General features: G+C 60.7%; 18 protein-coding genes. 11 read left to right on the top strand and 7 right to left on the bottom strand.

Annotation, left to right across the window (positions count from 1 at the left end):
- Positions 1–40 precede the first annotated feature (40 nt).
- From B5G09_RS09075 to surE, 3 genes are all read right to left on the bottom strand, one after another.
- Positions 41–676, bottom strand: a complete 636-nt coding sequence (locus B5G09_RS09075; RefSeq protein WP_087309720.1) for a response regulator transcription factor — start codon at positions 674–676, stop codon at positions 41–43.
- Between the two features lies 1 nt (position 677).
- Positions 678–1,655: an ATP-binding protein gene (locus B5G09_RS09070; RefSeq protein ID WP_087309718.1), complete on the bottom strand. Its 978-nt coding sequence runs from the start codon at positions 1,653–1,655 to the stop codon at positions 678–680.
- A 69-nt stretch (positions 1,656–1,724) separates the two neighbouring features.
- Positions 1,725–2,531 carry a 5'/3'-nucleotidase SurE gene (surE, locus tag B5G09_RS09065; protein WP_087404940.1) on the bottom strand — a complete coding sequence of 269 codons (807 nt, stop codon included), beginning with the start codon at positions 2,529–2,531 and terminating at the stop codon, positions 1,725–1,727.
- A 540-nt stretch (positions 2,532–3,071) separates the two neighbouring features.
- On the opposite strand from surE, the gene rplS reads away from it, so the two are divergent.
- A complete protein-coding gene (gene rplS / locus B5G09_RS09060) occupies positions 3,072–3,449 on the top strand; it encodes a 50S ribosomal protein L19 (RefSeq protein WP_087404939.1) in 378 nt (125 codons plus the stop codon).
- A 229-nt stretch (positions 3,450–3,678) separates the two neighbouring features.
- Here rplS and B5G09_RS09055 read toward each other — a convergent pair whose 3' ends face one another.
- Positions 3,679–4,968, bottom strand: coding sequence for an MFS transporter (locus B5G09_RS09055; protein ID WP_087404938.1), 1,290 nt, complete (start codon positions 4,966–4,968; stop codon positions 3,679–3,681).
- Between the two features lie 35 nt (positions 4,969–5,003).
- On the bottom strand, positions 5,004–5,993 hold the full coding sequence (locus B5G09_RS09050) for a polyprenyl synthetase family protein (protein ID WP_087309710.1): 990 nt from the start codon (positions 5,991–5,993) through the stop codon (positions 5,004–5,006).
- A gap of 87 nt (positions 5,994–6,080) precedes the next feature.
- Between B5G09_RS09050 and B5G09_RS09045 the strand changes: the two genes are divergently transcribed.
- From B5G09_RS09045 to B5G09_RS09000, 10 genes are all read left to right on the top strand, one after another.
- A complete protein-coding gene (locus B5G09_RS09045) occupies positions 6,081–8,621 on the top strand; it encodes a YfhO family protein (RefSeq protein WP_087404937.1) in 2,541 nt (846 codons plus the stop codon).
- Positions 8,611–9,492 carry a permease-like cell division protein FtsX gene (locus tag B5G09_RS09040; RefSeq protein ID WP_087309707.1) on the top strand — a complete coding sequence of 294 codons (882 nt, stop codon included), beginning with the start codon at positions 8,611–8,613 and terminating at the stop codon, positions 9,490–9,492. The genes B5G09_RS09045 and B5G09_RS09040 overlap by 11 nt, the downstream gene beginning before the upstream one ends.
- Positions 9,493–9,753: a DUF3098 domain-containing protein gene (locus tag B5G09_RS09035; protein ID WP_087404936.1), complete on the top strand. Its 261-nt coding sequence runs from the start codon at positions 9,493–9,495 to the stop codon at positions 9,751–9,753.
- An 18-nt stretch (positions 9,754–9,771) separates the two neighbouring features.
- Positions 9,772–10,563: an undecaprenyl-diphosphate phosphatase gene (locus tag B5G09_RS09030; RefSeq protein ID WP_087309703.1), complete on the top strand. Its 792-nt coding sequence runs from the start codon at positions 9,772–9,774 to the stop codon at positions 10,561–10,563.
- Between the two features lie 26 nt (positions 10,564–10,589).
- Positions 10,590–11,279 carry a tRNA pseudouridine(55) synthase TruB gene (gene truB, locus B5G09_RS09025; RefSeq protein ID WP_197714872.1) on the top strand — a complete coding sequence of 230 codons (690 nt, stop codon included), beginning with the start codon at positions 10,590–10,592 and terminating at the stop codon, positions 11,277–11,279.
- 63 nt (positions 11,280–11,342) lie between these two features.
- On the top strand, positions 11,343–12,392 hold the full coding sequence (queA, locus tag B5G09_RS09020) for a tRNA preQ1(34) S-adenosylmethionine ribosyltransferase-isomerase QueA (protein ID WP_087309699.1): 1,050 nt from the start codon (positions 11,343–11,345) through the stop codon (positions 12,390–12,392).
- Between the two features lie 40 nt (positions 12,393–12,432).
- Entirely contained in the window at positions 12,433–13,239 is an 807-nt protein-coding gene (locus tag B5G09_RS09015) for a glycogen/starch synthase (RefSeq protein ID WP_087309697.1), read from the top strand.
- Entirely contained in the window at positions 13,223–15,001 is a 1,779-nt protein-coding gene (locus B5G09_RS09010) for a DUF4270 family protein (RefSeq protein WP_087309695.1), read from the top strand. Before B5G09_RS09015 ends, B5G09_RS09010 begins: the two co-directional genes overlap by 17 nt.
- A 78-nt stretch (positions 15,002–15,079) precedes the next feature.
- Positions 15,080–17,377 carry a type I DNA topoisomerase gene (topA, locus tag B5G09_RS09005; protein ID WP_087404934.1) on the top strand — a complete coding sequence of 766 codons (2,298 nt, stop codon included), beginning with the start codon at positions 15,080–15,082 and terminating at the stop codon, positions 17,375–17,377.
- Positions 17,378–17,403: 26 nt separating this feature from the next.
- The gene (locus B5G09_RS09000) at positions 17,404–18,597 is read left to right on the top strand and encodes a C1 family peptidase (RefSeq protein ID WP_087404933.1); all 1,194 of its coding nucleotides are present in this window, start codon (positions 17,404–17,406) and stop codon (positions 18,595–18,597) included.
- A 443-nt stretch (positions 18,598–19,040) separates the two neighbouring features.
- Here the strand turns inward: B5G09_RS09000 and B5G09_RS08995 are convergent, their stop codons facing one another.
- Both B5G09_RS08995 and gldE read right to left on the bottom strand, forming a co-directional pair.
- Positions 19,041–19,607, bottom strand: a complete 567-nt coding sequence (locus B5G09_RS08995) for a 4'-phosphopantetheinyl transferase superfamily protein (RefSeq protein ID WP_087404932.1) — start codon at positions 19,605–19,607, stop codon at positions 19,041–19,043.
- Entirely contained in the window at positions 19,604–20,887 is a 1,284-nt protein-coding gene (gldE, locus tag B5G09_RS08990; RefSeq protein WP_087404931.1) for a gliding motility-associated protein GldE, read from the bottom strand. The genes B5G09_RS08995 and gldE overlap by 4 nt, the downstream gene beginning before the upstream one ends.
- Positions 20,888–20,900 lie beyond the last annotated feature (13 nt).

Here is a 20,900-nt window from a genome sequence, read left to right as displayed (position 1 = left end):
ACCGGAATCACGCGACAGGGCCCTACCGGCCGGGGGGGGGTCAGAGCTCCACAATGCCGTTGCGGATGGCGTAGACCACCAGCGAGGCCGTATTCTTGCAGCCGGTCTTTTCGAGGATATTGGCCCGGTGCTTGTCCACCGTGCGCTTCGAGATGAAGAGGGCATCAGCGATCTCCTGGTTCGAAAGCCCCTGGCATACGGCCACCAGAATCTCCCGCTCACGTGCCGAAAGCTGTTCATCCGGCGCGTCGTCGCGGGTGCGCATCCGCCCCGTCAGCGACGAAAGCAGCTGCGGCGAGAAGTAGCTCCCGCCGGCCATCACCGCATCCATTGCCTCCAGCACGTCGCCGATGTCGGAATCCTTCAGCAGGAAGCCCTTCGCCCCGGCCTCCACCATGCGCGAATAGTAGCTCTCCTCGCCGAACATCGACAGCGTGATGATACGCAGTTCGGGATGGCGCGCCAGGGCCCGTTCGGTGGTCTGCGCCCCGTCCAGCCCCGGCATCGCAAAGTCCATGAAGACGATATCCGCCTCCACACGGTCGATCATCGCCAGAAACTCCTCGCCGCTGGCGGCTTCGCCCACGACGTGGCACCCGGCGCAATGCTCCAACAGCCCCCGCAGTCCGTTGCGGAAGAGCGAATGGTCGTCTACGAGGATGATGCGGCGGTCCATGTCAGCGGCGGCGTTTGCGTTTGCGCGGTGCGGGAGCCGGCTCCTGTTGCGTATTCACCCGGATGGCGGCCCGCATCCCCTTACCCTTCGACGAGGTGATGTCGAACGTCCCGCCCAGCGAGTTGATCCGCGAGGCAATGTTCGAAAGCCCCATGCCGCAGTCCATCATCGCCTGCGGATTGAATCCCCGGCCATTGTCCGAATAGTCGAGCGCCAGCTCCGGTCCGTTCTGCGACAACGACAGGTTCACCTCCGTGCAGGCGGCATGTTTGAGCGAGTTGTTGATCAGCTCGCAGATCACCCGGTAGAGGATCACCTCGATGTCCGTATCATAACGCTCGCTGCGCAGGTTGGTCGTGAAGCGGATCTTCACGTTGTGCATCGCCGCGCTCTTGTCGATAAAGTTCTGCACGCCGCGCGCCAGTCCGAAATCGTTCAGCACGTGGGGCGAGAGGTTGTTCGAGATCTCGCGCAGCGAACGGATCGCCTCGTCGATCACATAGGTCGTATTGGCGATGATCTCGCGCTGTTCGGGGCTCTGCTCACCGCGCGAAAGGGCCGACAGCGACATCTTGGCCGACGACAACAGCGGCCCCAGTCCGTCGTGCAGCTCCTTCGAGAAGCGCGAACGAGCCTTCTCCTCGGTGCGCAATACGGCCGTGAGGATCCGTTTGTTGAGCAGCGACCGCTGGCGGTTCAGCCGCGCAATGTACTTGAAGAGCTTGTGGGCATACATCACCCCGATCGAAAGGCAGACCGAGATCACGATGCCCAGATAGGCGAACCACCACCGCGAGATCACCTCCACGCCCGACTCCACGAGCAGCTGGATCAGCCGTTCGACGGACAACAGCGAGAAGCCCACGATGAAGAGGATCCACACCGAATTGTACTTCGTGGTGTGGACCAGACGCAGTGCATAACCCGTGGCCACGCACTGGATGACGATCGAAATGACCAACAGAATCCGGATGAGCATAGGCGGTACTCTTTTTCTACTCCCTACAAAGATACGAAACGGCAGCCAATCGGCCGCACGATTCGGCCGTTATTTTCGGGATTCGGGCTCTCCGTCGCACGCCACGGGGAAAAAGCGCCGCAGATGCTTCAGCTGGCGGTAATCCGTCAGATCGGTATGTACGGGAACCACCGAGACGTATTTGTTGCGCAGGGCCCACTCGTCCGTATCCTCCGCCTCGGGCTCGCCGTCGACGAAGGCCCCCGTCAGCCAGAAATACTCCCGCCCGCGCGGATCCTCGTGGCGGTAGAACTCCTCGCGCCAGAAGCCCCGGTTCTGACGGCACAGCCGGATGCCGCGCAGCTCCTCGGGACGCCCGACGGGAACGTTCACGTTCAGGCACAGCGGCAGCAGGATCTCCCCGGCGAGCAGGTCGCCGATGATCTGCCGCCCGTAGAGCACCGCCCCGTCGAAATCGGCATCGGCGCCGTGGTCGTCGAGCGACAGCCCCACCGAGGGACATCCGTAGAAACTCCCCTCGATGGCTGCCCCCATCGTCCCCGAATAGAGAATATTGACCGCCGAATTCGAGCCGTGGTTGATGCCCGAGATCACCAGGTCGATCCGCTGCTCGCGCAGCAGGTAGTCGAAGGCCATCTTCACGCAGTCGACCGGCGTCCCCGAAAAGGAGTAGACCTCAAGCCCCTCCTCCTCGCGGATCTTGCGCAGGTAGAGCGGATTATACATCGTGATGGCCTGGCTCATGCCGCTCTGCGGCGTCTCGGGGGCCACGGCCACCACCCGGCCGAAATTCCGCGCCACCTCGATAGCTGCGGCAAAGCCTTTCGATGCGTAGCCGTCATCGTTGGTGACCAGGATCAATCGTTCGTTTTCCATCTTCTTCGTTTTTTCGGTCTTGCCGTCCGAAGCGTTGTCCCGCGCAGTCGGGCTGCGATTCGGGGATCGCAGCCTCCCGTCGGCAGGCCACGTCCGGGGCATCCTCGTCGAGACCTTAGCCGGCCCTCCTCACCGGGGAGGGGCAATGCCGGCATGGCATCTGCGGCGGACTCTTCGTCGGGTCCTGCCGGAGTTGGAGCGGCTCGGGAGGAGCTCTCCGGGGCGGACAGCGGAGACAAAGATACGAATAAATCGCTCTTTTTTCGCGCTTTCCTATGTCGTTTCGTTTTTTCTCCTTATCTTTGCGCTCCCGACAGGGCGTATATCGACCTCTTTCATTGGGCGGTAGAGCAACGCGGGGGGGGGTGAGCAACGGAAGGCTCACAGCCGGTGGAGGGCCGGAAAACGGACAATCCAACGGAGTGGACAAGCCTTCGCCGAACACCTCTCACACCGCAGGATTATCGGGAAAATTCCGGTATGGTAGCCAGACCGCAGCGGGAATGTCGAGTGCGAAACTTTAAAAAATTTGTTGCAACAATGAACAAGGACGCAATCATCAAGCTCGTCAACGAGCAGATGTGGCCCAAGACGGATGCTGACGTACCGTCGTTCAAGGCCGGTGACACGATCACCGTATCTTACCGAATCATCGAGGGTAACAAGGAGCGCCTGCAGAGCTTCCGCGGTGTCGTGATCCAGATCAAGGGTTCGGGCAAAACCAAGATGTTCACCATCCGCAAGGTTTCGAACGGCGTAGGCGTAGAGCGTATCTTCCCCCTCTACTCCCCTCACATCGACAAGATCGAAGTCAACAAGGTCGGTGTCGTACGTCGCGCCCGCATCTACTATCTCCGCGATCTGACCGGAAAGAAGGCCCGCATCAAGGAGAAGCGCATGACCCGCACGGAGAAATAGGCTTCGGCGGAAATCGCACGAAAAAATGTCTCACGGTTGTCCGTGAGACATTTTTTTTGCACCTCGAAACGGCATGGAGCACCCGTCAACACGCATCCGTCAACGCACACCCGTCTGTCCGCCGAGCCTTCCTCCTCTCAGCTCCCTCCCTCCTCAGCCCCCTCCCTCAAAAAAACGGGGCACTCCCCATCGAGAGCGCCCCGTTTTTCCGAATCCGGACTCCGCGGAACTACTCCACCGGAATATCCTTGTTCACGTTCTTCGAACCGATCAGTGCGTAGTAGAGCAGGAAGGCCAGGCTGACGATGATCACCCAGTAGCTCGACAGATAACCGGCGATGTCGGCCACGTAGCCCTGGATCAGCGGAAGGATACCGCCGCCGCAAACCATCATCATGAAGATACCCGAACCCATCGAGGTGTATTTGCCGAGGCCCTCGACCGCCAGGTTGAAGATGCCGCCCCACATCACCGACGTGCACAGTCCGCACAGCGTGAGGAACATCACGCCGATCGGCACCTCGATCATTGCGAAGCCCGTACCCGTGAAGACCGGCATGCGGCCCGCAACCGTCGTCGGGGCAAAAATGCCCAGCAGCACGAAGACGATGGCCAGCAGGCTCACGAATGTCAGCTGCACGCGGCTCGAGACCTTGCCGCCGATCATGCCGCCCAACAGCCGGCCGACCATCATCAGGAACCAGTAGGTGCCCACCAGCGATCCGGCTGCGGCGGCTGCCATGCCCATACCGCTCGTTGCGGCATCGGGAGCTGCCGTCAGGAAGAGGTTCATGAAGTTCGGAATACCCACCTCAATGCCGACATAGATGAAGATGGCTACCGTACCCAGCACGAAGTGACGGAACGACAAGGCGCTGTGCGTGTCCTTCTTCTCGGCCTTGGCCTCCTGAATGGCATACGGCTCGGGGATCTTCATGGCCAGCAGCACCACGAAGACCACGGCAAAGATACCCATGGCGATGAACAGAGCGGGAGCCGCATCGCTGATCGTCGCATTGGCGGCATTGCCCATCAGGTAACCCACCAGAATCGGCACGATCGTCGCCGAGATCGAGTTCAGCGAACCGCCGAACTGGATCAGCTGGTTGCCCTTCTTGCCGCCGCCGCCCAACGTGTTGAGCATCGGGTTGACCACCGTGTTGAGCATGCACATCGAGAAGCCCGAGATGAAGGCGCCGGCCAGATAGATGCCGAAGCTGCCCGCCTCACCCGAGAGGAACTGGATGCCCACGCCGATAAAGCCCACGGCAATGGCCACCAGTGCCGTCTTCTTGTAACCGATGCGCTTGAGCATCAGACCCGCCGGCAGACCCATGAAGGCATAGGCAATGAAGTTGGCGGCGTTACCCAGCTGCGACATCCAGTTCGCCACCGAGAACTGGTTCTTCACGATTACGCCCAACGGGTTCGTGAGGCCCGTCACGAACGAAATCATCGCAAACAGCGCGAACATCATGATGATGGGCAACGTGTAGTTTTTCTTTTGCGTTTGTTCCATATGGTTTTAGAAATGTTAGGTTAATTGAGTTCGAGTCATCGGTCCCGCTCCGCCACATAGGCGCAGAGGTTCACAAGCGCCGAACGATACTCCGAATCTTCGTAGTCCGAAAGCATCTCGACGGCCCGCGTGATATAGCCCTGCATCACCTCGCCGGCCTGACGGAGGCCCCCCTCCTGCTCCACCGTCGAGCGGAGGTACTCCACCGCGGCATCATCCTCGTGGCAATGGGCAAGCCGTTCGAGGAGCTCCGCACGCCGCTGCTCCGCGGCGTCCTCGAGTATGACCAGCAGCGGAAGCGTGATCTTGCCTTCACGCAGGTCGTTGCAGGCCGGTTTGCCGGTCTGGGCCGTCGGCGTATAGTCCAGGATGTCGTCCTGGATCTGGAAAGCCATGCCCAGCGCCTCGCCGAAACGGCGCATCGTCGTCACCTTGTCGCGGGTCGCCCCCACGGCCAGGGCGCCGGCCGAGGAGCTGATCCCCAGCAGACAGGCCGTCTTCTTGTAGATGATTTCGAGATAGGACTTGCGGGTCATCGTCCGGTTGGCAGCACATTCGTCCTGCAACACCTCTCCCTCACATAATGCAGCCATGGATCCGCAGATGTGCGTCACCAGGTCGAACTGCCCGCTCTGAAGCCCGATATTCATGTTCCGCGCCAGGATGTAGTCGCCCAGAATAACGGCCTTGTGCGACTGCCAGCGGGCATTCACCGAGGCCCGGCCCCGGCGCGTGTCGGATTCGTCGATCACGTCGTCGTGGATCAGCGACGCCACGTGGATCATCTCCACCAGCATGGCCGCCAGGCAGGCCCGACGCCCCGTCGAGGCCCCCTTGACCGAGGCATTCATCGCCGCGGAGAGCATCACCAGCGTCGGCCGGATCCCCTTTCCCCGCGCGGAAAGCGCATAGCGCAACATATCGGAGAGCAATTCGCCCTCGGCCGTGAACTGCCGTTCGACAAACTCTTCGAACGCGGCCAGTTCCGCCGTGACGGGCTTGCGGATGTTTTCAAGCGTAATCATACTCGCAAAGATAGTCATTTTTCCCAATCCTGACTCGGACTCTCGCGCTTTTTTCGTACCTTTGGCCGTTGATTAAGAGTCGATGAAATGAATTTCAACCGCAAGAACATCGTCGGGATGATCCCCGCGATCGCTGCCATCCTGATCTTTTTCGTGGCCGCGGCTCTCTACTGCGCCCCGCAGTTCCGCGGCGAGGTCCTCCCGCAGCACGACGTCATCCAATACGAAGGCATGGCCCGGGATATCTCCCGGATGAGGGCCCAGACCGGCGAGGACCCCCAGTGGACCGGAGGTATGTTCGGCGGAATGCCCGCCTATCTGATCAACGTCGCCTACCCCGCTCAGCTGGTCAAAAACCACGTCGGAAAGGTCGTCCGTTGGATCGACACCCCGGCGGCCTTCCTCTTCTTCGCCATGCTCTCGATGTGGCTCATGCTCCTGATCTGCGGCGTGAACCCCTGGGTCGGGGTCGTCCCGGCACTGGCCTACGGCTTCTCGACCTACTTCCTGCTGATCATCGGCGCCGGCCACATCACCAAGATGTGGGCGCTGGTCTACGCCCCGCTGATGATGGGCGGGGCGTGGGCAACCCTGCGCCGCAACGTCTGGGCCGGAATGGTCCTGACGGCGCTGGCCACCTCGCTCGAAATCGGCGCCAACCACCCGCAGATCACCTATTATTTCCTGGTGGCCATGGCCGCCCTCTGGATCAGCGAAGGCATCGTCGCGCTGCGGGAGAAGCACCTCAAACAATTCGCCGTACGCACGGCAGCCCTCGCCGCGGCCGGACTGCTGGCCCTGGGATCGAACTTCGCCCCGCTCTGGTACACCGCCCAGCACTCGAAGGAGACCATCCGCGGCGGCTCGGAGCTGGCCGCCGCAGACAACGGCGGCGCCACCTCGGAAAGCGACTCCCGCGGTCTGGACCTCGACTACGCCACGGCCTGGAGCTACGGCAAGGCCGAGAGCTTCAATCTGCTGATCCCCGACTTCATGGGCCGCGAATCGGCCGCGCCGCTCCCAGCCGACGGACAGACCGCCGCCGAACTGACCGACATCGGCCGGCAGCTGGGCGCCCCCTCGCTCGGAAGCTGGGCCGCCCAACTTCCCGCCTACTGGGGCGAACAGCCCTACACCGCCGGCCCGACCTATCTCGGGGCTGCGGCCATCTTCCTGGCCCTGCTCGGTGCCATCTGGACCAGCGGCCGAAACCGTTGGTGGATCCTGGCCGTCTCGCTGCTGATGCTGCTGCTGGCCTGGGGCCGCAACTGGATGGGATTCACCGAACTGGCCTTCCGATACCTGCCCGGATACAACAAGTTCCGCACCGTCTCGATGACGCTCGTCGTCATCCAGTGGGCCGTGCCGCTGCTCGGTGCCTTCGCCCTGATGCGCATCTGGCGCGAGGAGATCCCCCGCGAGCGCTTCTGGAAGGGATTGGCTTGGGCCGCCGGCGTCACCGGAGGTCTCTGCCTGCTCTTCGCCGTGGCCGGAGGCTCGCTCTTCGACTTCGGGCGCGCGGCCAGCGCCGAACAGATGGGCGAAACCTTCCGCCAGCTCTTCCAGGCCAACGGCCTCCAGAGCTACGTCGACCGCGGCATGGATGTCGAATGGGGCGACGCCGTGGCCCGCGGAATCGCAGCCGACCGGCAGGCCATGATGCAGGCCGACGCCTGGCGTTCGCTCCTCATGGTGCTCCTGGCCGCAGGCTGCATCGCCCTCTGGGGGCTGAAAAAGATGGGCCGCAACGTGCTGATCGCCGCACTGGCCTGTGTAATGCTGATCGACCTGGTGCCGGTCGACCGCCGCTTCCTCTCCTCGGAGGATTTCGTCTCGCCCCGCAGCACGCAGGTCTCCCCCTCGGCCGCCGACCGGGCCATCATGCAGGACAAGGATCCCGGATACCGCGTGCTGAACCTCACGGTCAGCCCCTTCAACGACGCCACGACCTCCTATTTCCACCGCTCGGTAGGCGGTTATCACGGCGCCAAACTGGCCCGCTATCAGGATCTGATCGACCGCTATCTGAACGATTTGAACCCCGCGGTGCTCGACATGCTGAACACCCGCTACGTGATCGTCCCCGGCGAGGACGGCCAGCCGCAGGCCCAGCGCCGCACGACAGCCTACGGTGCGGCGTGGTTCGTCGATTCGCTGGCCGGCGCCGCTTCGGCCCGGGAGGAAATCGACCTGTTAGGGCAGGTCAACCTCCGCACGACGGCCGTCGTAAACACCGCACAGGCCGAAGCGGTCGCCGCTCGGCAGATGCCCCTCGGACAGGACTCCACGGCCCGCATCAATCTGGCGGAGTACCGCCCCAACTACCTCCGTTACGAATATTCCACGCCCGAGGAGGCCGTCGCGGTCTTCTCCGAAATCTACTACGACAAGGGGTGGAAAGCCTATGTCGACGGTATCGAAAGCCCCGCCTTCCGCGCCGACTACGTGCTGCGCGCCATGCGCCTGCCGGCCGGGCAGCACACCGTCGAGTGGCGTTTCCGCGCCCCGGCCTGGAACACCGTCGAGGCCGTCACGGGCATCTGCTCGGCGTTGATCCTGCTCGGAACCCTGGCCGCCATCATCGTATTTGCCCTTCGCAAGAAAAAATCCGCACACCATGAAGGATGACAAAAGACTCAAACGCAAGGTTCGGAACTCCTACATCATCTCGACCCTCAGCATCACGCTCGTCCTCTTTCTGCTGGGATCGGTCGGCTATCTGATGGCCGCCGCCCTGCAGGTCGCAAGGACCCTTCAGGAGAGCGTCGCCGTGACGGTCGAACTCTCGAACGACCTCTCCGAGGAGCAGCGCGCCGAGATCGAAAAGCGGCTCGCGGCCGAGGATCTCATCGCCACGATCACCTTCTCGTCGAAGGAGGCGAAGGCCGAAGATACGGAGTTCCGCCGCATGTTCGGCGCCGAATTCGAGGAGGTGCTCGAGGAGAATCCGCTGCTCGACTCGTTCGAACTGACGCTCACCGCCGCATCGGCCGACCAGGCCCTGCTCGACGACCTGATCGGTGCCCTCGAACGCATCCCCGGCGTCGAGCGGGTCTCCTATCCCGCCCGGGTCGCCGAACGCCTCCACGCCACGGTGAGCAAGATCCGCCTCATCCTGATCCTCTTCGGCGGAGCGCTGCTCGTCGTCTCGCTCGTGCTGCTGAACAACACCATCCGGCTGGCCATCTTCTCGAAACGCTATCTGATCAACACGATGAAGCTGGTCGGCGCCACCAAGTGGTTCATCATGAAGCCCTTCCTCGGAAACAGCATCACGCAGGGGATCATCGCCGGCGTGGCCGCCTCGCTGCTCTTCGGCCTCGCGGTCTACGGCCTCAACGAGGCGGTGCCCGAACTGCTCACGCTGGCCGAAATGCGCCGGCTGGGTATCATCCTCGGCGCCATGATCCTCGGCGGCGTGCTCATCTCGGGACTCTTCACCTGGGTGGCCCTCAACAAATTCGTCAACATGAAGTCAAACAAGATATACCTTTATTAAATGAAAAAGAATCCCGCCAAAACGCCCGAGCAGCAGCCGGAAAACCCCCGCATGCCCCTCTCGCGTAAAAACTACATCCTGCTGGTCATCGGCCTTGCCATCATCCTCGTCGGATTCCTCCTGATGGCCGGAGGCGGCAGCGACTCCCCCGACGAGTTCAACTACGCCATGTTCTCCTGGCGGAGAATCACCCTCGCACCGATCCTCGTGATCGGCGGTTTCGCCTTCGAGATCTACGCCATCCTGAAACGCTTCAATTAACCCGTTCGCCTTCACACGATGGATACACTGCAAGCCATTCTGCTCGGCATCGTACAGGGAATCACCGAATTCCTCCCCGTCTCGAGCAGCGGTCACCTCCAGATCGCCAAGGAGCTGCTCGGCGTCCAGCTCGAAGAGAACCTCACCTTCGACGTCACACTCCATGCCGCAACCGTTCTGAGCACAATCGTCGTCCTGTGGAGCCAGGTCCGCCGACTCCTCACGGGGCTCTTCTCCCGCAGGTTCAACGACGAACAGGCCTACGTCCTCAAGATCCTCCTCTCGATGATCCCCATCGGCATCGTCGGGTTTCTGCTCAAGGACCGGCTCGACGCCCTGCTCAACGCCCCCTATATTCTGGTTGTCGTCGGCGCCATGCTCCTGCTGACAGCCGTCCTGCTCGCCTTCGCCTACTGGGCCAAACCCCGCCAGAAGGAGTCGATCTCCTACCGCGACGCCCTGATCATCGGTCTGGCGCAGGCCTGCGCCGCCATGCCCGGACTCTCGCGATCGGGGTCGACCATCGCCACCGGGCTGCTCCTGGGCAACAAAAAAGCGGCTGTCGCCCAGTTCTCGTTCCTCATGGTGCTGCTGCCGATCCTCGGCGAGACGTTCCTCGAGGCGGTCAAGGGAGAACTTACCGCCGGCGTCGGAACCGTGCCCCTCATGGCCGGATTCCTCGCCTCGTTCATCACCGGATGTCTGGCCTGCCGCTTCATGCTCGAGATCGTACAGCGCGGACGGCTCATCTGGTTCGCCGTATACTGCGCCGCTGCCGGACTGGTATCCATCATAAGCTATCTCTGCTGATGAAACAGACCCCCGATCTGCACGGCATCAACTTCGAGGAGGGCTACATCGCCGTACTGGACAAACCGCTGCGCTGGACCTCGACCGACGTGGTCCGCAAGATCAAGTTCTCGCTCCGCAAACTCGGCTACCGCCGCATCAAGGTCGGCCACGCCGGAACGCTCGACCCCCTGGCCACGGGCGTCCTGCTGGTCTGCATCGGCCGCGCCACCAAGATGGTCGACGCCCTGCAGGCCGAGGAGAAGGAGTACATCGCCGACGTCATGCTCGGCGCCACGACCCCCAGCTTCGACCTCGAACACGAAATCGACCACACCTATCCCTGGGAGCACATCACCCGCCAGGCCGTGGAGAAGGCGCTGGCCGACCTGACGGGCCAACGCCTCCAGACCCCGCCCGTCTACTCGGCCAAGAAGATCGACGGAACGCGCGCCTACGAACTGGCCCGCGCCGGCGAGGAGGTGGCCGTGCGGCAGGCGCTGATCACCATCTACGAGATGGAGCTGCTCGAGTGCGAGCTGCCGAAGATCCGCATCCGCGTCCGCTGCAGCAAGGGCACCTACATCCGCTCGCTGGCCCGCGAGATCGGTGAGGCACTGCAGAGCGGCGCCCACCTGACGGCCCTGCGCCGCACCCGAAGCGGCGGTTTTACCGTCGAAAACGCCTGGTCGCTGGACGAATTCCTTGAAAATCTGCAAAATCTTGAAACAAAATGACGTTTTTTACGTATAGAGAATAATCTGTCTTATTTTTCTGAACGTAAAAAAGCGTTTTTTGCTATGAAGTTATCGCAATACGGCTACGAGTTCTCCCCCGAGATGCTGGCCAAATATCCGGCCGAGAATCGCGACGAAGCCCGTCTGATGGTCATCAACCGCGCCAAGGGAACCATCGAGCACCGCATCTTCAAGGACATCATCGAATATTTCGAGGAGAAGGACCTCTTCGTCTTCAACGACACGAAGGTCTTCCCCGCCCGCCTCTACGGAAACAAGGAGAAGACCGGCGCCGAAATCGAAATCTTCCTGCTGCGCGAACTCAACCGCGACCTGCGCCTGTGGGACGTGCTGGTCGACCCCGCCCGCAAGATCCGCATCGGAAACAAACTCTACTTCGGCGACGACGACCTGCTCGTGGCCGAGGTCATCGACAACACCACCTCACGCGGCCGTACGCTGCGCTTCCTCTTCGACGGTTCGTACGAGGAGTTCAAGAAAACGCTCTTCTCGCTGGGCGAAACGCCGCTGCCCAAGTGGGTCCGCGAAAAGGTCGAACCCGAAGACGCCGAACGCTATCAGACCATCTTCGCCCGCCACGAAGGCGCCGTGGCCGCCCCGACGGCCGGCATGCACTTCTCCAAGCACCTGATGAAACGCATGGAGATCAAGGGCATCGACAGCGCATTCATCACCCTGCACGTCGGGCTGGGAAACTTCCGCACGGTCGACGTCGAGGACCTCTCCAAACACAAGATGGACTCCGAACAGTTCTTCGTCACCGAAGAGGCCGCCCAGGCCGTCAACTCGGCCAAACGCGCCGGACACAAGGTCGTCGCCATCGGCACGACCGTCATGCGCACGCTCGAAACCGCCGTCTCGACCAACGGCATGATCACCCCCATGGAGGGCTGGACCAACAAGTTCATCTTCGCCCCCTACGACTTCACCGTCGCCAACGCCATGGTCAGCAACTTCCACCTCCCCTACTCCACCCAACTGATGATGGTGGCCGCCTTCGGAGGGTACGAAACCGTCATGAACGCCTACAAGATCGCCCGCGAAGAGGGGTACCGCTTCGGCACTTACGGCGACGCCATGCTCATTCTTTAAAAAATTTTTCGTATCTTTGCAGGTATAAACCCCCGGAACCATGGCAAACAAGATTCTGTACGTATGTCAGGAAATCACCCCCTATCTCCCCGAAACGGAGGGGTCCCGGCTTTGCCGTGAACTGATACAGGCCATGCAGGAGCGAGGAAACGAAATCCGCACCTTCATGCCCCGTTACGGCTGTATCAACGAACGCAGGCATCAGCTGCACGAGGTCATCCGCCTCTCCGGCATGAACCTCATCATCGACGACAACGACCACCAGCTCATCATCAAGGTCGCCTCGATCCCCGCCGCCCGCGTACAGATCTACTTCATCGACAACGACGACTACTTTTCCAGAAAAGCCGTCCTGACGGATCCCGACGGCAACTTCTTCCCCGACAACGACGAACGTGCCATCTTCTTCGCCCGCGGCGTGCTGGAGACCGTCAAGAAGCTGCGCTGGACCCCGACCGTGGTCCACTGCCACGGCTGGTTCGCCGGCGTGGTCCCCGTCTATCTGAAGAAGGTCTTTGCCGACGACCCCCTCTTCCGAAACGTCAAGGTCGTCGTCTCCCTCTACGGAGACTCGTTCCCCGGGAATCTCGACCCGCAAATCAAGGAGAAGATCGCCGGTGAAGGGGTCAAAGACAAAAATCTCGACCTTCTCGACCTCCCTTCATACGAAAATCTCTGCCGCTTCGTTATGCATTATGCCGACGGGGTGGTCGCCGCATCGCAGGATCTCGACCCCAAGGTGTTGGAGTGGGCCCGCAACTCGGGAAAACCCCTGCTCGAATACCAAAGCCCCGACGCAGAGGACTTTTTCGATAATTACAACCGATTCTATGAAGCGATTCCATAACGCCCGCCGCTGTGCGCTCCGCTACTCCCTGATCGGACTGGCCGGAGCCCTCCTGCTCGGCAGTTGCACCCAGGTCGACGATACGCTCGGCGGCAACCTTATCCCCGACAACCAGCAGATGCGCGCCGGATTCGTGACCATCGACGGAACAACCAAAACCATCGACGGACTGAATCCCAGACGGTATGTCGAAACCCGGCTCTTCAAAACCGACTCGATCGTCGGTTCGAACCTCTCGTACGGCTATTTCGGCACCCAGATGAACGATTCGATCGGAACGCGGACCGCCGGATTCCTCTCCCAGATGGTCAGTTACTATGCCGTGCCGGAAGGCTACTTCGGCTATATGCCGATCTTCGACTCGGCCCAGATCCTGTTGAGCATCAAGAGCCTCGGACGCGACTCCCTGACCGAACAGCACTTTGCCGTCTACGAGATCCGCAACAACGACTACATTACCCAGCGCGAGCGGAGCGATACGGTCTTCTATCTGGGCTTCACCCCCGACAAGCAGACCGTCAACACCGACGAGGAGCCGCTCTTCCGCTTCACGCTCGGCGGCGAGGACAAGTCCCCCTCCACCACCTCGGCCGTCACCATGACCGCAACCCGACAGGGCGAAGCCTACATCAGACGACTCATGCTGCAGGAGGGCACCTACAAGGATAAATACTCGATCTACACGACCGACAGCCTCAAGTACTTCATCGAAGAGTTCCCCGGACTCTATATTGCCCCGGATCCCGCCTACCGGCTCGACAAGACGGGCAAGAGCAACGTCGGAACGATCTTTGCCACGCAGCTCGATGCCTCGGGACTCTCGATCTACGGACGTAACCGCGTCAAGGGGGATCCTGCCCTCATCCAGGATACGATCGGCATGGTCTTCTACTTTTATGACTCATACGCTTCGAACGGAAACGTCTCGGTCAACTCAATCCAGCATGACTATGCGCAGATCACAGTCCCGGAACTGAAGTTCGACGCCGCGACCAACGCCCAGGAGCCGGAATCCGGCGCCGAGGATACGCGCCAGCCCGTCACGCAGCTGCGCGTCGAGGGAATGGGCGGTGCCATTACCGAGATGACCTTCACCCCCGAATTCTTCGCCAAACTCGAGGAGGTCATCGCCCAGGAGAATGCCAAGGACGGCAAGAACTTCCGCACGCTGGCCTTCAGCCAGGCCCGCATGTCGATCTACTTCTCCGAAAGCAGCTACGACTGGGGCGATCTCGACCCGAATCCGTCGACGGACGGAGGCGCCTCGCCCCTGCTGTCGCTCATCGAGGAGATGAACGCCGCACCGAACCGGCTGGGCCTCTACACCAACTACAAATCGCTGTCGCCCGTCTCGGACTACGCCTACAGCTACGAGCAGAACTACAGCACGACGCTCGCCTACGGCGGATACATCAACCGCAGCCGCGGCTGCTACGTACTCAACATCACGGGCTATCTGCAGCAGCTGTGGAACAGTTACATCAAGGTCAAGGAGGCCGCCGGCGCCGTCTATCCCATGCTGCCGCAGGCCGATGCACAGGGCAGCATCCCGGCCGGAGATCTGGCCGCCTTCCAGACGGGTTACGAAGCCTGGGAGAAGGCCGTCGACTGGGACAAGGTGGCCAACCGCACGGTCTACATCGGGCCGGAAGCCTACAGCTTCTTCACCAACTCGTTCGGCGTGATGCAGGGAGCCTCGACCGCAGACAACGAACTCAACAGTCCGATCCGTTTCGATCTGGCCTACAACCTGATCAAGTAACCGTAGTGACAAACCCTTTGGCGGAACCTAAGTGCAAAACTTAGGTTTTCGCATTTACAAGCCATCAATATACCATTCATGCAGGAGAATCTAGTAATCGTCGAGTCCCCGGCCAAAGCCAAGACCATCGAGAAGTTCCTCGGGAAGGACTTCGTCGTCAAATCGAGCTTCGGACACATCCGCGATCTGGCGAAAAAGGACCTCGGCATCAATATCGAAGAGGGCTTCAAACCCATCTACGAAATCCCAGCCGACAAGAAAAAGGTCGTCGACGAACTCAACAAACTGGCCAAAAAGAAGACCGTCTGGCTCGCCTCCGATGAAGACCGCGAAGGAGAAGCCATCGCATGGCACCTCACCGAAGTGTTGGGGCTCCCCGTCGACCAGACCAAACGCATCGTCTTCCACGAAATTACCAAACGCGCCATCCTCGAGGCCATCGAAAAACCGCGTACGGTCAACATGAACCTGGTCAACGCCCAGCAGGCCCGCCGCATCCTCGACCGCCTGGTGGGTTTCGAACTCTCGCCTGTGCTGTGGAAAAAGGTGCGGCCGTCGCTCTCGGCCGGACGCGTGCAGTCGGTGGCCGTACGGCTGATCGTCGAGCGCGAACGCGAGATCATCGCCTTCCATTCGACCCCCTATTTCCGGGTCGTGGCGCAGTTCCACGCCGCAGAGAATCCCGACAAGACCCTCTTCAGAGCCGAACTCCCGACCCGCTTCGAGACGGCCGAGGAGGCCGAAGCGTTCCTGCGGTCGTGCATCGGCGCCACGTTCACCGTCGCCAGGTCGGAGGAGAAACCCGCCCAGCGCTACCCCGCCCCGCCGTTCACCACCTCGACGCTGCAGCAGGAGGCCGGCCGCAAACTGGGCATGTCGGTCTCGCGGACAATGGCCGTCGCACAGCGGCTCTACGAACAGGGATTGATCACCTACATGCGTACCGACTCGGTGAACCTCTCGCAGCAGGCGCTGGCCCAGTGCAAGGAGGAGGTCATCAAGCTCTACGGCGAGAAGTACTCGCGCTGGTATAACTACAAGACCAAGACCAAAGGGGCCCAGGAGGCGCACGAGGCCATCCGTCCGTCGTACATCGACCGCCAGTCGATCGAGGGCACGGCCGAGGAGAAGCGGCTCTACGACCTGATCTGGAAGCGCACGGTCGCCTCGCAGATGGTCTGCGCCGAGCTGGACCGCACGACGATCACCATCGACATGTCGGGATCGCAGCACCAGTTCGTGGCCCAGGGCGAAGTGATCCGTTTCGACGGTTTCCTGCGCCTCTATTCCGAGTCGACGGACGACGACCAGGCGGCCGAAAGCGGCGAAGGACGTCTGCCGAAACTCGCCACGGGCGACCGCCTCGAGGCCGCACAGATCACCGCGACGGAGCGCTTTACGTCGGCTCCGGCCCGCTACAACGAGGCCTCGCTGGTCAAACGCCTCGAGGAGCTCGGCATCGGGCGCCCGTCGACCTACGCCCCGACCATCACGACGATCATCAACCGCGGCTACGTCGTCAAGCAGAACCGCGACGGACAGAAACGCAGCTACACGCAGCTGACGCTCAAGGAGGGCAAGATCGCCGGCGAAACCCTCACGGAGAACTACGGCAAGGAGAAGAACCGCCTCTCGCCCACGGATATCGGCATGGTGGTCAACGACTACCTCGAGGAGCAGTTCGGACCGATCATCGACTACAACTTCACGGCCAACGTCGAGAAGGAGTTCGACCGCATCGCCGAAGGAGACATCACCTGGGAGAAGATGATCGGCGACTTCTACGGACCGTTCCACAAGATGGTCGACGCGGCCATCACCTCGCAGAACACCAAACCCCGCGAGGTCCGCATCCTGGGCACCGATCCCAAAACGGGCCACACGGTCAAGGCCCGCATCGGCCGCTACGGCCCGATGGTCGAGATCGAAGGGGCCGAGGGCGAGAAGAGCCGCTTCGCTTCGCTCAAGAAGGGGCAGCTCATCGAGTCGATCACCCTGGACGAGGCGCTGGAGCTCTTCGCCCTGCCGCGCGAGGTCGGCGAACTCGACGGCGAAAAACTGACGATCGGAATCGGCAAATACGGACCCTACGTCCGCTACGGCAACTCGTTCGCCTCGCTGCCCAAGGGCGACGACCCCTACACGCTGACCCACGAACGGGCCGTGGAGATCGTCCGCGAACATCAGGCTGCCGCAGCTGCCGCCCACACGCCGCTGCGCAGTTTCGAGGAGGATCCCGACATGCTCGTCAAGAACGGCCGCTACGGCGCCTACATCGCCTACAAGGGCAAGAACTACCGCATCCCCAAAGGGACGAAACCCGAGGAGCTGACCCTCGAGGAGTGCCTGAAGATCGTTGCGGCCTCGAAAAAATAGATCACACCAAAAACCTCAAGGATACGATGAAAAACCTGCTTACGACGGCTCTCGCACTCTGCCTCGCACTCGGAGCCGCAGCCCAGACACCCGATTCGACCCAAGGGTACCGCTTCACCGAAGGCAAGATCCTCCGCACGACGCCGGTCAAGGACCAGAGCCGCAGCGGCACCTGCTGGTGCTACTCGACGATGACGATGCTCGAGAGCGAGATCCTCCGCGCCGGAGGTCCCGAGATGCACCTCTCGGAGATGTGGATCGTCCGCCACTCATTCATGGACAAGGGCGAGAAATACGTCCGCCTGCACGGGAAGCTCAACTTCGCCGAAGGCGGCGCCTCGCACGATGTGACCGAGGGAATCAAACGCCACGGAATCGTCCCCTTCGAGGTCTATCCCGGATTGAACTACGGTACGGAGAAGCCCGACTTCCATGAGATTTCGGCCGTACTGAAGGCTTATCTCGATGCCGTCATCGAGGCTTCGGGCGAGAAGAAGCCCCTCTCCACGGCCTGGAAACGCGGTTTCAACGCCATTCTCGACGAATACTTCGGTCCCCTGCCCGAGCGTTTCACCTACCAGGGCAAGGAGTATACCCCGCAGACGTTTGCCGAATCGCTTCCGATCCGCATGGACGACTACGTCGATCTCTCCTCCTTCACGCACCACCCCTTCTACGAGCCCTTCATGATCGAGGTGCCCGACAACTGGATGTGGGCTTCGGTCTGGAACCTGCCGCTCGACGAGATGATGCAGACCATCGACCATGCCCTCGAAAACGGCTATACGGTAGCCTGGGGCACGGACGTCAGCGAAAAGGGATTCAGCCGTACGAAAGGCATCGGCATCATCCCCGAAGCCAGTCTCGAAGGGATGAGCGGCACGGAGGCCGAGAAATGGGGCAAACTCACAGACCGTGAGAAGGAGGCTGCCCTCTATAGCCTCGACAAGCCCGGCAAGGAGCGCACGATCGACCAGCAGATGCGCCAGGAGGCCTTCGACAACTACGAAACCACGGACGACCACGGCATGGTGATCGTCGGCACGGCCACGGATCAGATCGGGAACCGATACTACAAGGTCCAGAATTCGTGGAACGTCGTACCGCCCTACGACGGTTTCTGGTACTTCTCGCGTCCGTTCGTCGCCTACAAGACCACCTCGATCATGGTCAACCGCAACGCCGTCCCCAAGGAGATCCGCAAGAAACTCGGCTGGTAATACCCCCCCCCAACCGATCTTCCCAAAAGGGAAGCGCCCGACTCACTACGGAGTCGGGCGCTTCCCTTTTTATTGAAGTTTTAAATTTAAGTCGTTGTTAAAGGGAGATTTACATCTCACGATACTTGATGCTCTCTCCCAACATAATCAGAGCAGTACGTAACCACTCACCAAGCTTTGCCTTCATAGTAAATAATTTTAAATAATTATTAAAATATTTTATCATTAAAGCGACGGCAAAGGTAATGCGGCAGAAGCAAACTTGCAAATATTTTATTAAGATTTTTTACGAAATATATAAATTTTTTGAAGAATAACCAGAAGAACGGTCGAACACACAAGGGATACACCCGATCAACATACTGTATTACAATAGATTACACTACATCCGGAGAAGAAACGGGGGCGGTCCGACGTCCGGATAAAATTCCAAGAAGAGCCTCTCAACAAAAAGAGACCACCAGGAAACCGTCGGAACAGGCCGAGGAGAGCGTTACCGGCCTACCGGAACCAATACGCCCGACCAGCCGGCCGCCGGCCAGATCGGCCGCTTCGATATGGAGATCCTCGCGGAAATCGAGCCCGCTCCGACCGGCCAGTTTGTAGAGAGTCTCCTTGGCACACCACACATAGCCCGGCCACAACGGATCCGTTGACAGACAGCGCTCGGCCGACGTCATATAACGGTCGGCCACACGGGAGAAATCCCGGCCGGACGGTTCGATATCAATGGCACAAGGATGTTGGGAGAGGCAGACAGCCACCCGTCCGTCGCAGTGCGAGACCGAAACGAAGGCCTCCCCGTCGGGAAGAATCGGGGCTCCCAGGTCGTTATACGCAATCCGGACATCCCGTCCCAGCTCGCGTCTTACCAGGGTCCGCCAGGTGAGGTATTCGCTGCGGCGGCGTTCGTTGCGGAACGTGGCGGCACGGACCTGCTCCCCGGGAGTGGTCCATGCGGCCGTTTCGTCGGGTGTCATCGGCCGTTCGATGATCAGACGGGGTATCATGGAAGATCGACGCGGATTTTGTCGATCCGGTGCCCCTCCATCTCCTGAACCGTGAAGCGGATACCATGTGAGAGGAAGGTATCCCCCTTGCGCGGGAAGTCCCGCTTGAGTTCGAGCATCAGACCGGCCAGGGTATCGGCCTCGCCCTTCACGTCGGCGAAGGTATCCTCGTCGAGTTCGAGGATCCGCTCGAAGTCGCCCAGATGGGTCTTGCCCTCGAAGAGGTAGGTCTTGGCATCGAGACGCGTATAGAAGGTCTCTTCGTTGTCGCTTTCGTCCGAAATCTCCCCGACGATCTCCTCGATGATGTCTTCGAGCGAAACCAGCCCCAGCGTCGAACCGTACTCGTCAACCACAATGGCCATGTGCACCTTGTTCGTCTGGAAATCGGCCAGCAGATCGTTGATCTTCTTATGCTCGGGGACAAAGTAGGGTTTGCGCATCAGCTGCTGCCAGGCAAAATCCTTCCCGTTGTTGATATAGGGGAGCAGATCCTTCACGTAGAGGGTTCCGCGGATGTTGTCCATATCCTCCTCGTAGACCGGAATGCGCGAGAAGCCCGACTCGATGATCGTATGCTTCACATGGTCGTAGTCGTCCGTGATGTCGAGAGCCGTCATGTCGACGCGCGGCTTCATGATCTCCTGCACCTCGGTGTTGACAAAGTTGACGATGCCCGAGAGCATCTCGTGCTCCTCGGGGCTCGAACTCTGGGTCATGTCCACGGCGTCGGCCAGCTCGTCGAGCGAAATCTCGCTCTTGTGGGCGGCCTTCTCGCTGATGCGGCTGCTGGCATGGACCAGCAGGTAGGAGAGCGGGTAGAAGATCCACCGCAGGACCGACAGCGGACGGGCCACCATGAGGGCGAAACGCACGGGCATGGTCTGCGCCAGCACCTTCGGAAGAATCTCGCCGAACAACAGCAGCAGGAAGGTGACCAGCACCGTCTTGAAGAGGAATTCGAAACGCAGGAAGGTGAACAGCGAATCGATGATCCCTGCCGTGAGGATGACGATGCAGATATTGACCAGGTTGTTGACCACCAGAATCGTGGCCAGCAGCAGATCGACATCCGAGAGCATGCGCAGGACAGCCGCGGCCCGGGGGCTGCGACTCTTCTGAAACTGGCGGATATCGTTGTGCGAAAGCGAGAAGAACGAGGTTTCGGAGCCGGATACCAGCGCCGAAATACTCAACAAGAAGAGTGTCACCGCACACAGTACGACGACATGAGGCGTAAACCCGTGAAAGGCGATCCAGGAATAAGCGGCTTCTTCCAAGTTTTCCGGTTAT

Origin of the sequence: Alistipes sp. An54, assembly GCF_002159375.1 — a bacterium.
In the GTDB taxonomy this organism is placed as follows: domain Bacteria; phylum Bacteroidota; class Bacteroidia; order Bacteroidales; family Rikenellaceae; genus Alistipes; species Alistipes megaguti.
Note: the sequence above shows the minus strand (reverse complement) of the source record. Positions and strands in the feature narration are given on the sequence as shown.

Coding starts and splice junctions, on each gene's coding strand:
- B5G09_RS09050 (WP_087309710.1), bottom strand. CDS start 5,993: ATGATTACGCTTGAAAACATCCGCAAGCCCGTCACGGCGGAACTGGCC.
- B5G09_RS09040 (WP_087309707.1), top strand. CDS start 8,611: ATGAAGGATGACAAAAGACTCAAACGCAAGGTTCGGAACTCCTACATC.
- queA (WP_087309699.1), top strand. CDS start 11,343: ATGAAGTTATCGCAATACGGCTACGAGTTCTCCCCCGAGATGCTGGCC.
- B5G09_RS08995 (WP_087404932.1), bottom strand. CDS start 19,607: ATGATACCCCGTCTGATCATCGAACGGCCGATGACACCCGACGAAACG.
- B5G09_RS09000 (WP_087404933.1), top strand. CDS start 17,404: ATGAAAAACCTGCTTACGACGGCTCTCGCACTCTGCCTCGCACTCGGA.
- B5G09_RS09035 (WP_087404936.1), top strand. CDS start 9,493: ATGAAAAAGAATCCCGCCAAAACGCCCGAGCAGCAGCCGGAAAACCCC.
- B5G09_RS09015 (WP_087309697.1), top strand. CDS start 12,433: ATGGCAAACAAGATTCTGTACGTATGTCAGGAAATCACCCCCTATCTC.
- B5G09_RS09070 (WP_087309718.1), bottom strand. CDS start 1,655: ATGCTCATCCGGATTCTGTTGGTCATTTCGATCGTCATCCAGTGCGTG.
- B5G09_RS09075 (WP_087309720.1), bottom strand. CDS start 676: ATGGACCGCCGCATCATCCTCGTAGACGACCATTCGCTCTTCCGCAAC.
- B5G09_RS09045 (WP_087404937.1), top strand. CDS start 6,081: ATGAATTTCAACCGCAAGAACATCGTCGGGATGATCCCCGCGATCGCT.
- topA (WP_087404934.1), top strand. CDS start 15,080: ATGCAGGAGAATCTAGTAATCGTCGAGTCCCCGGCCAAAGCCAAGACC.
- surE (WP_087404940.1), bottom strand. CDS start 2,531: ATGGAAAACGAACGATTGATCCTGGTCACCAACGATGACGGCTACGCA.
- B5G09_RS09030 (WP_087309703.1), top strand. CDS start 9,772: ATGGATACACTGCAAGCCATTCTGCTCGGCATCGTACAGGGAATCACC.
- B5G09_RS09010 (WP_087309695.1), top strand. CDS start 13,223: ATGAAGCGATTCCATAACGCCCGCCGCTGTGCGCTCCGCTACTCCCTG.
- B5G09_RS09055 (WP_087404938.1), bottom strand. CDS start 4,968: ATGGAACAAACGCAAAAGAAAAACTACACGTTGCCCATCATCATGATG.
- rplS (WP_087404939.1), top strand. CDS start 3,072: ATGAACAAGGACGCAATCATCAAGCTCGTCAACGAGCAGATGTGGCCC.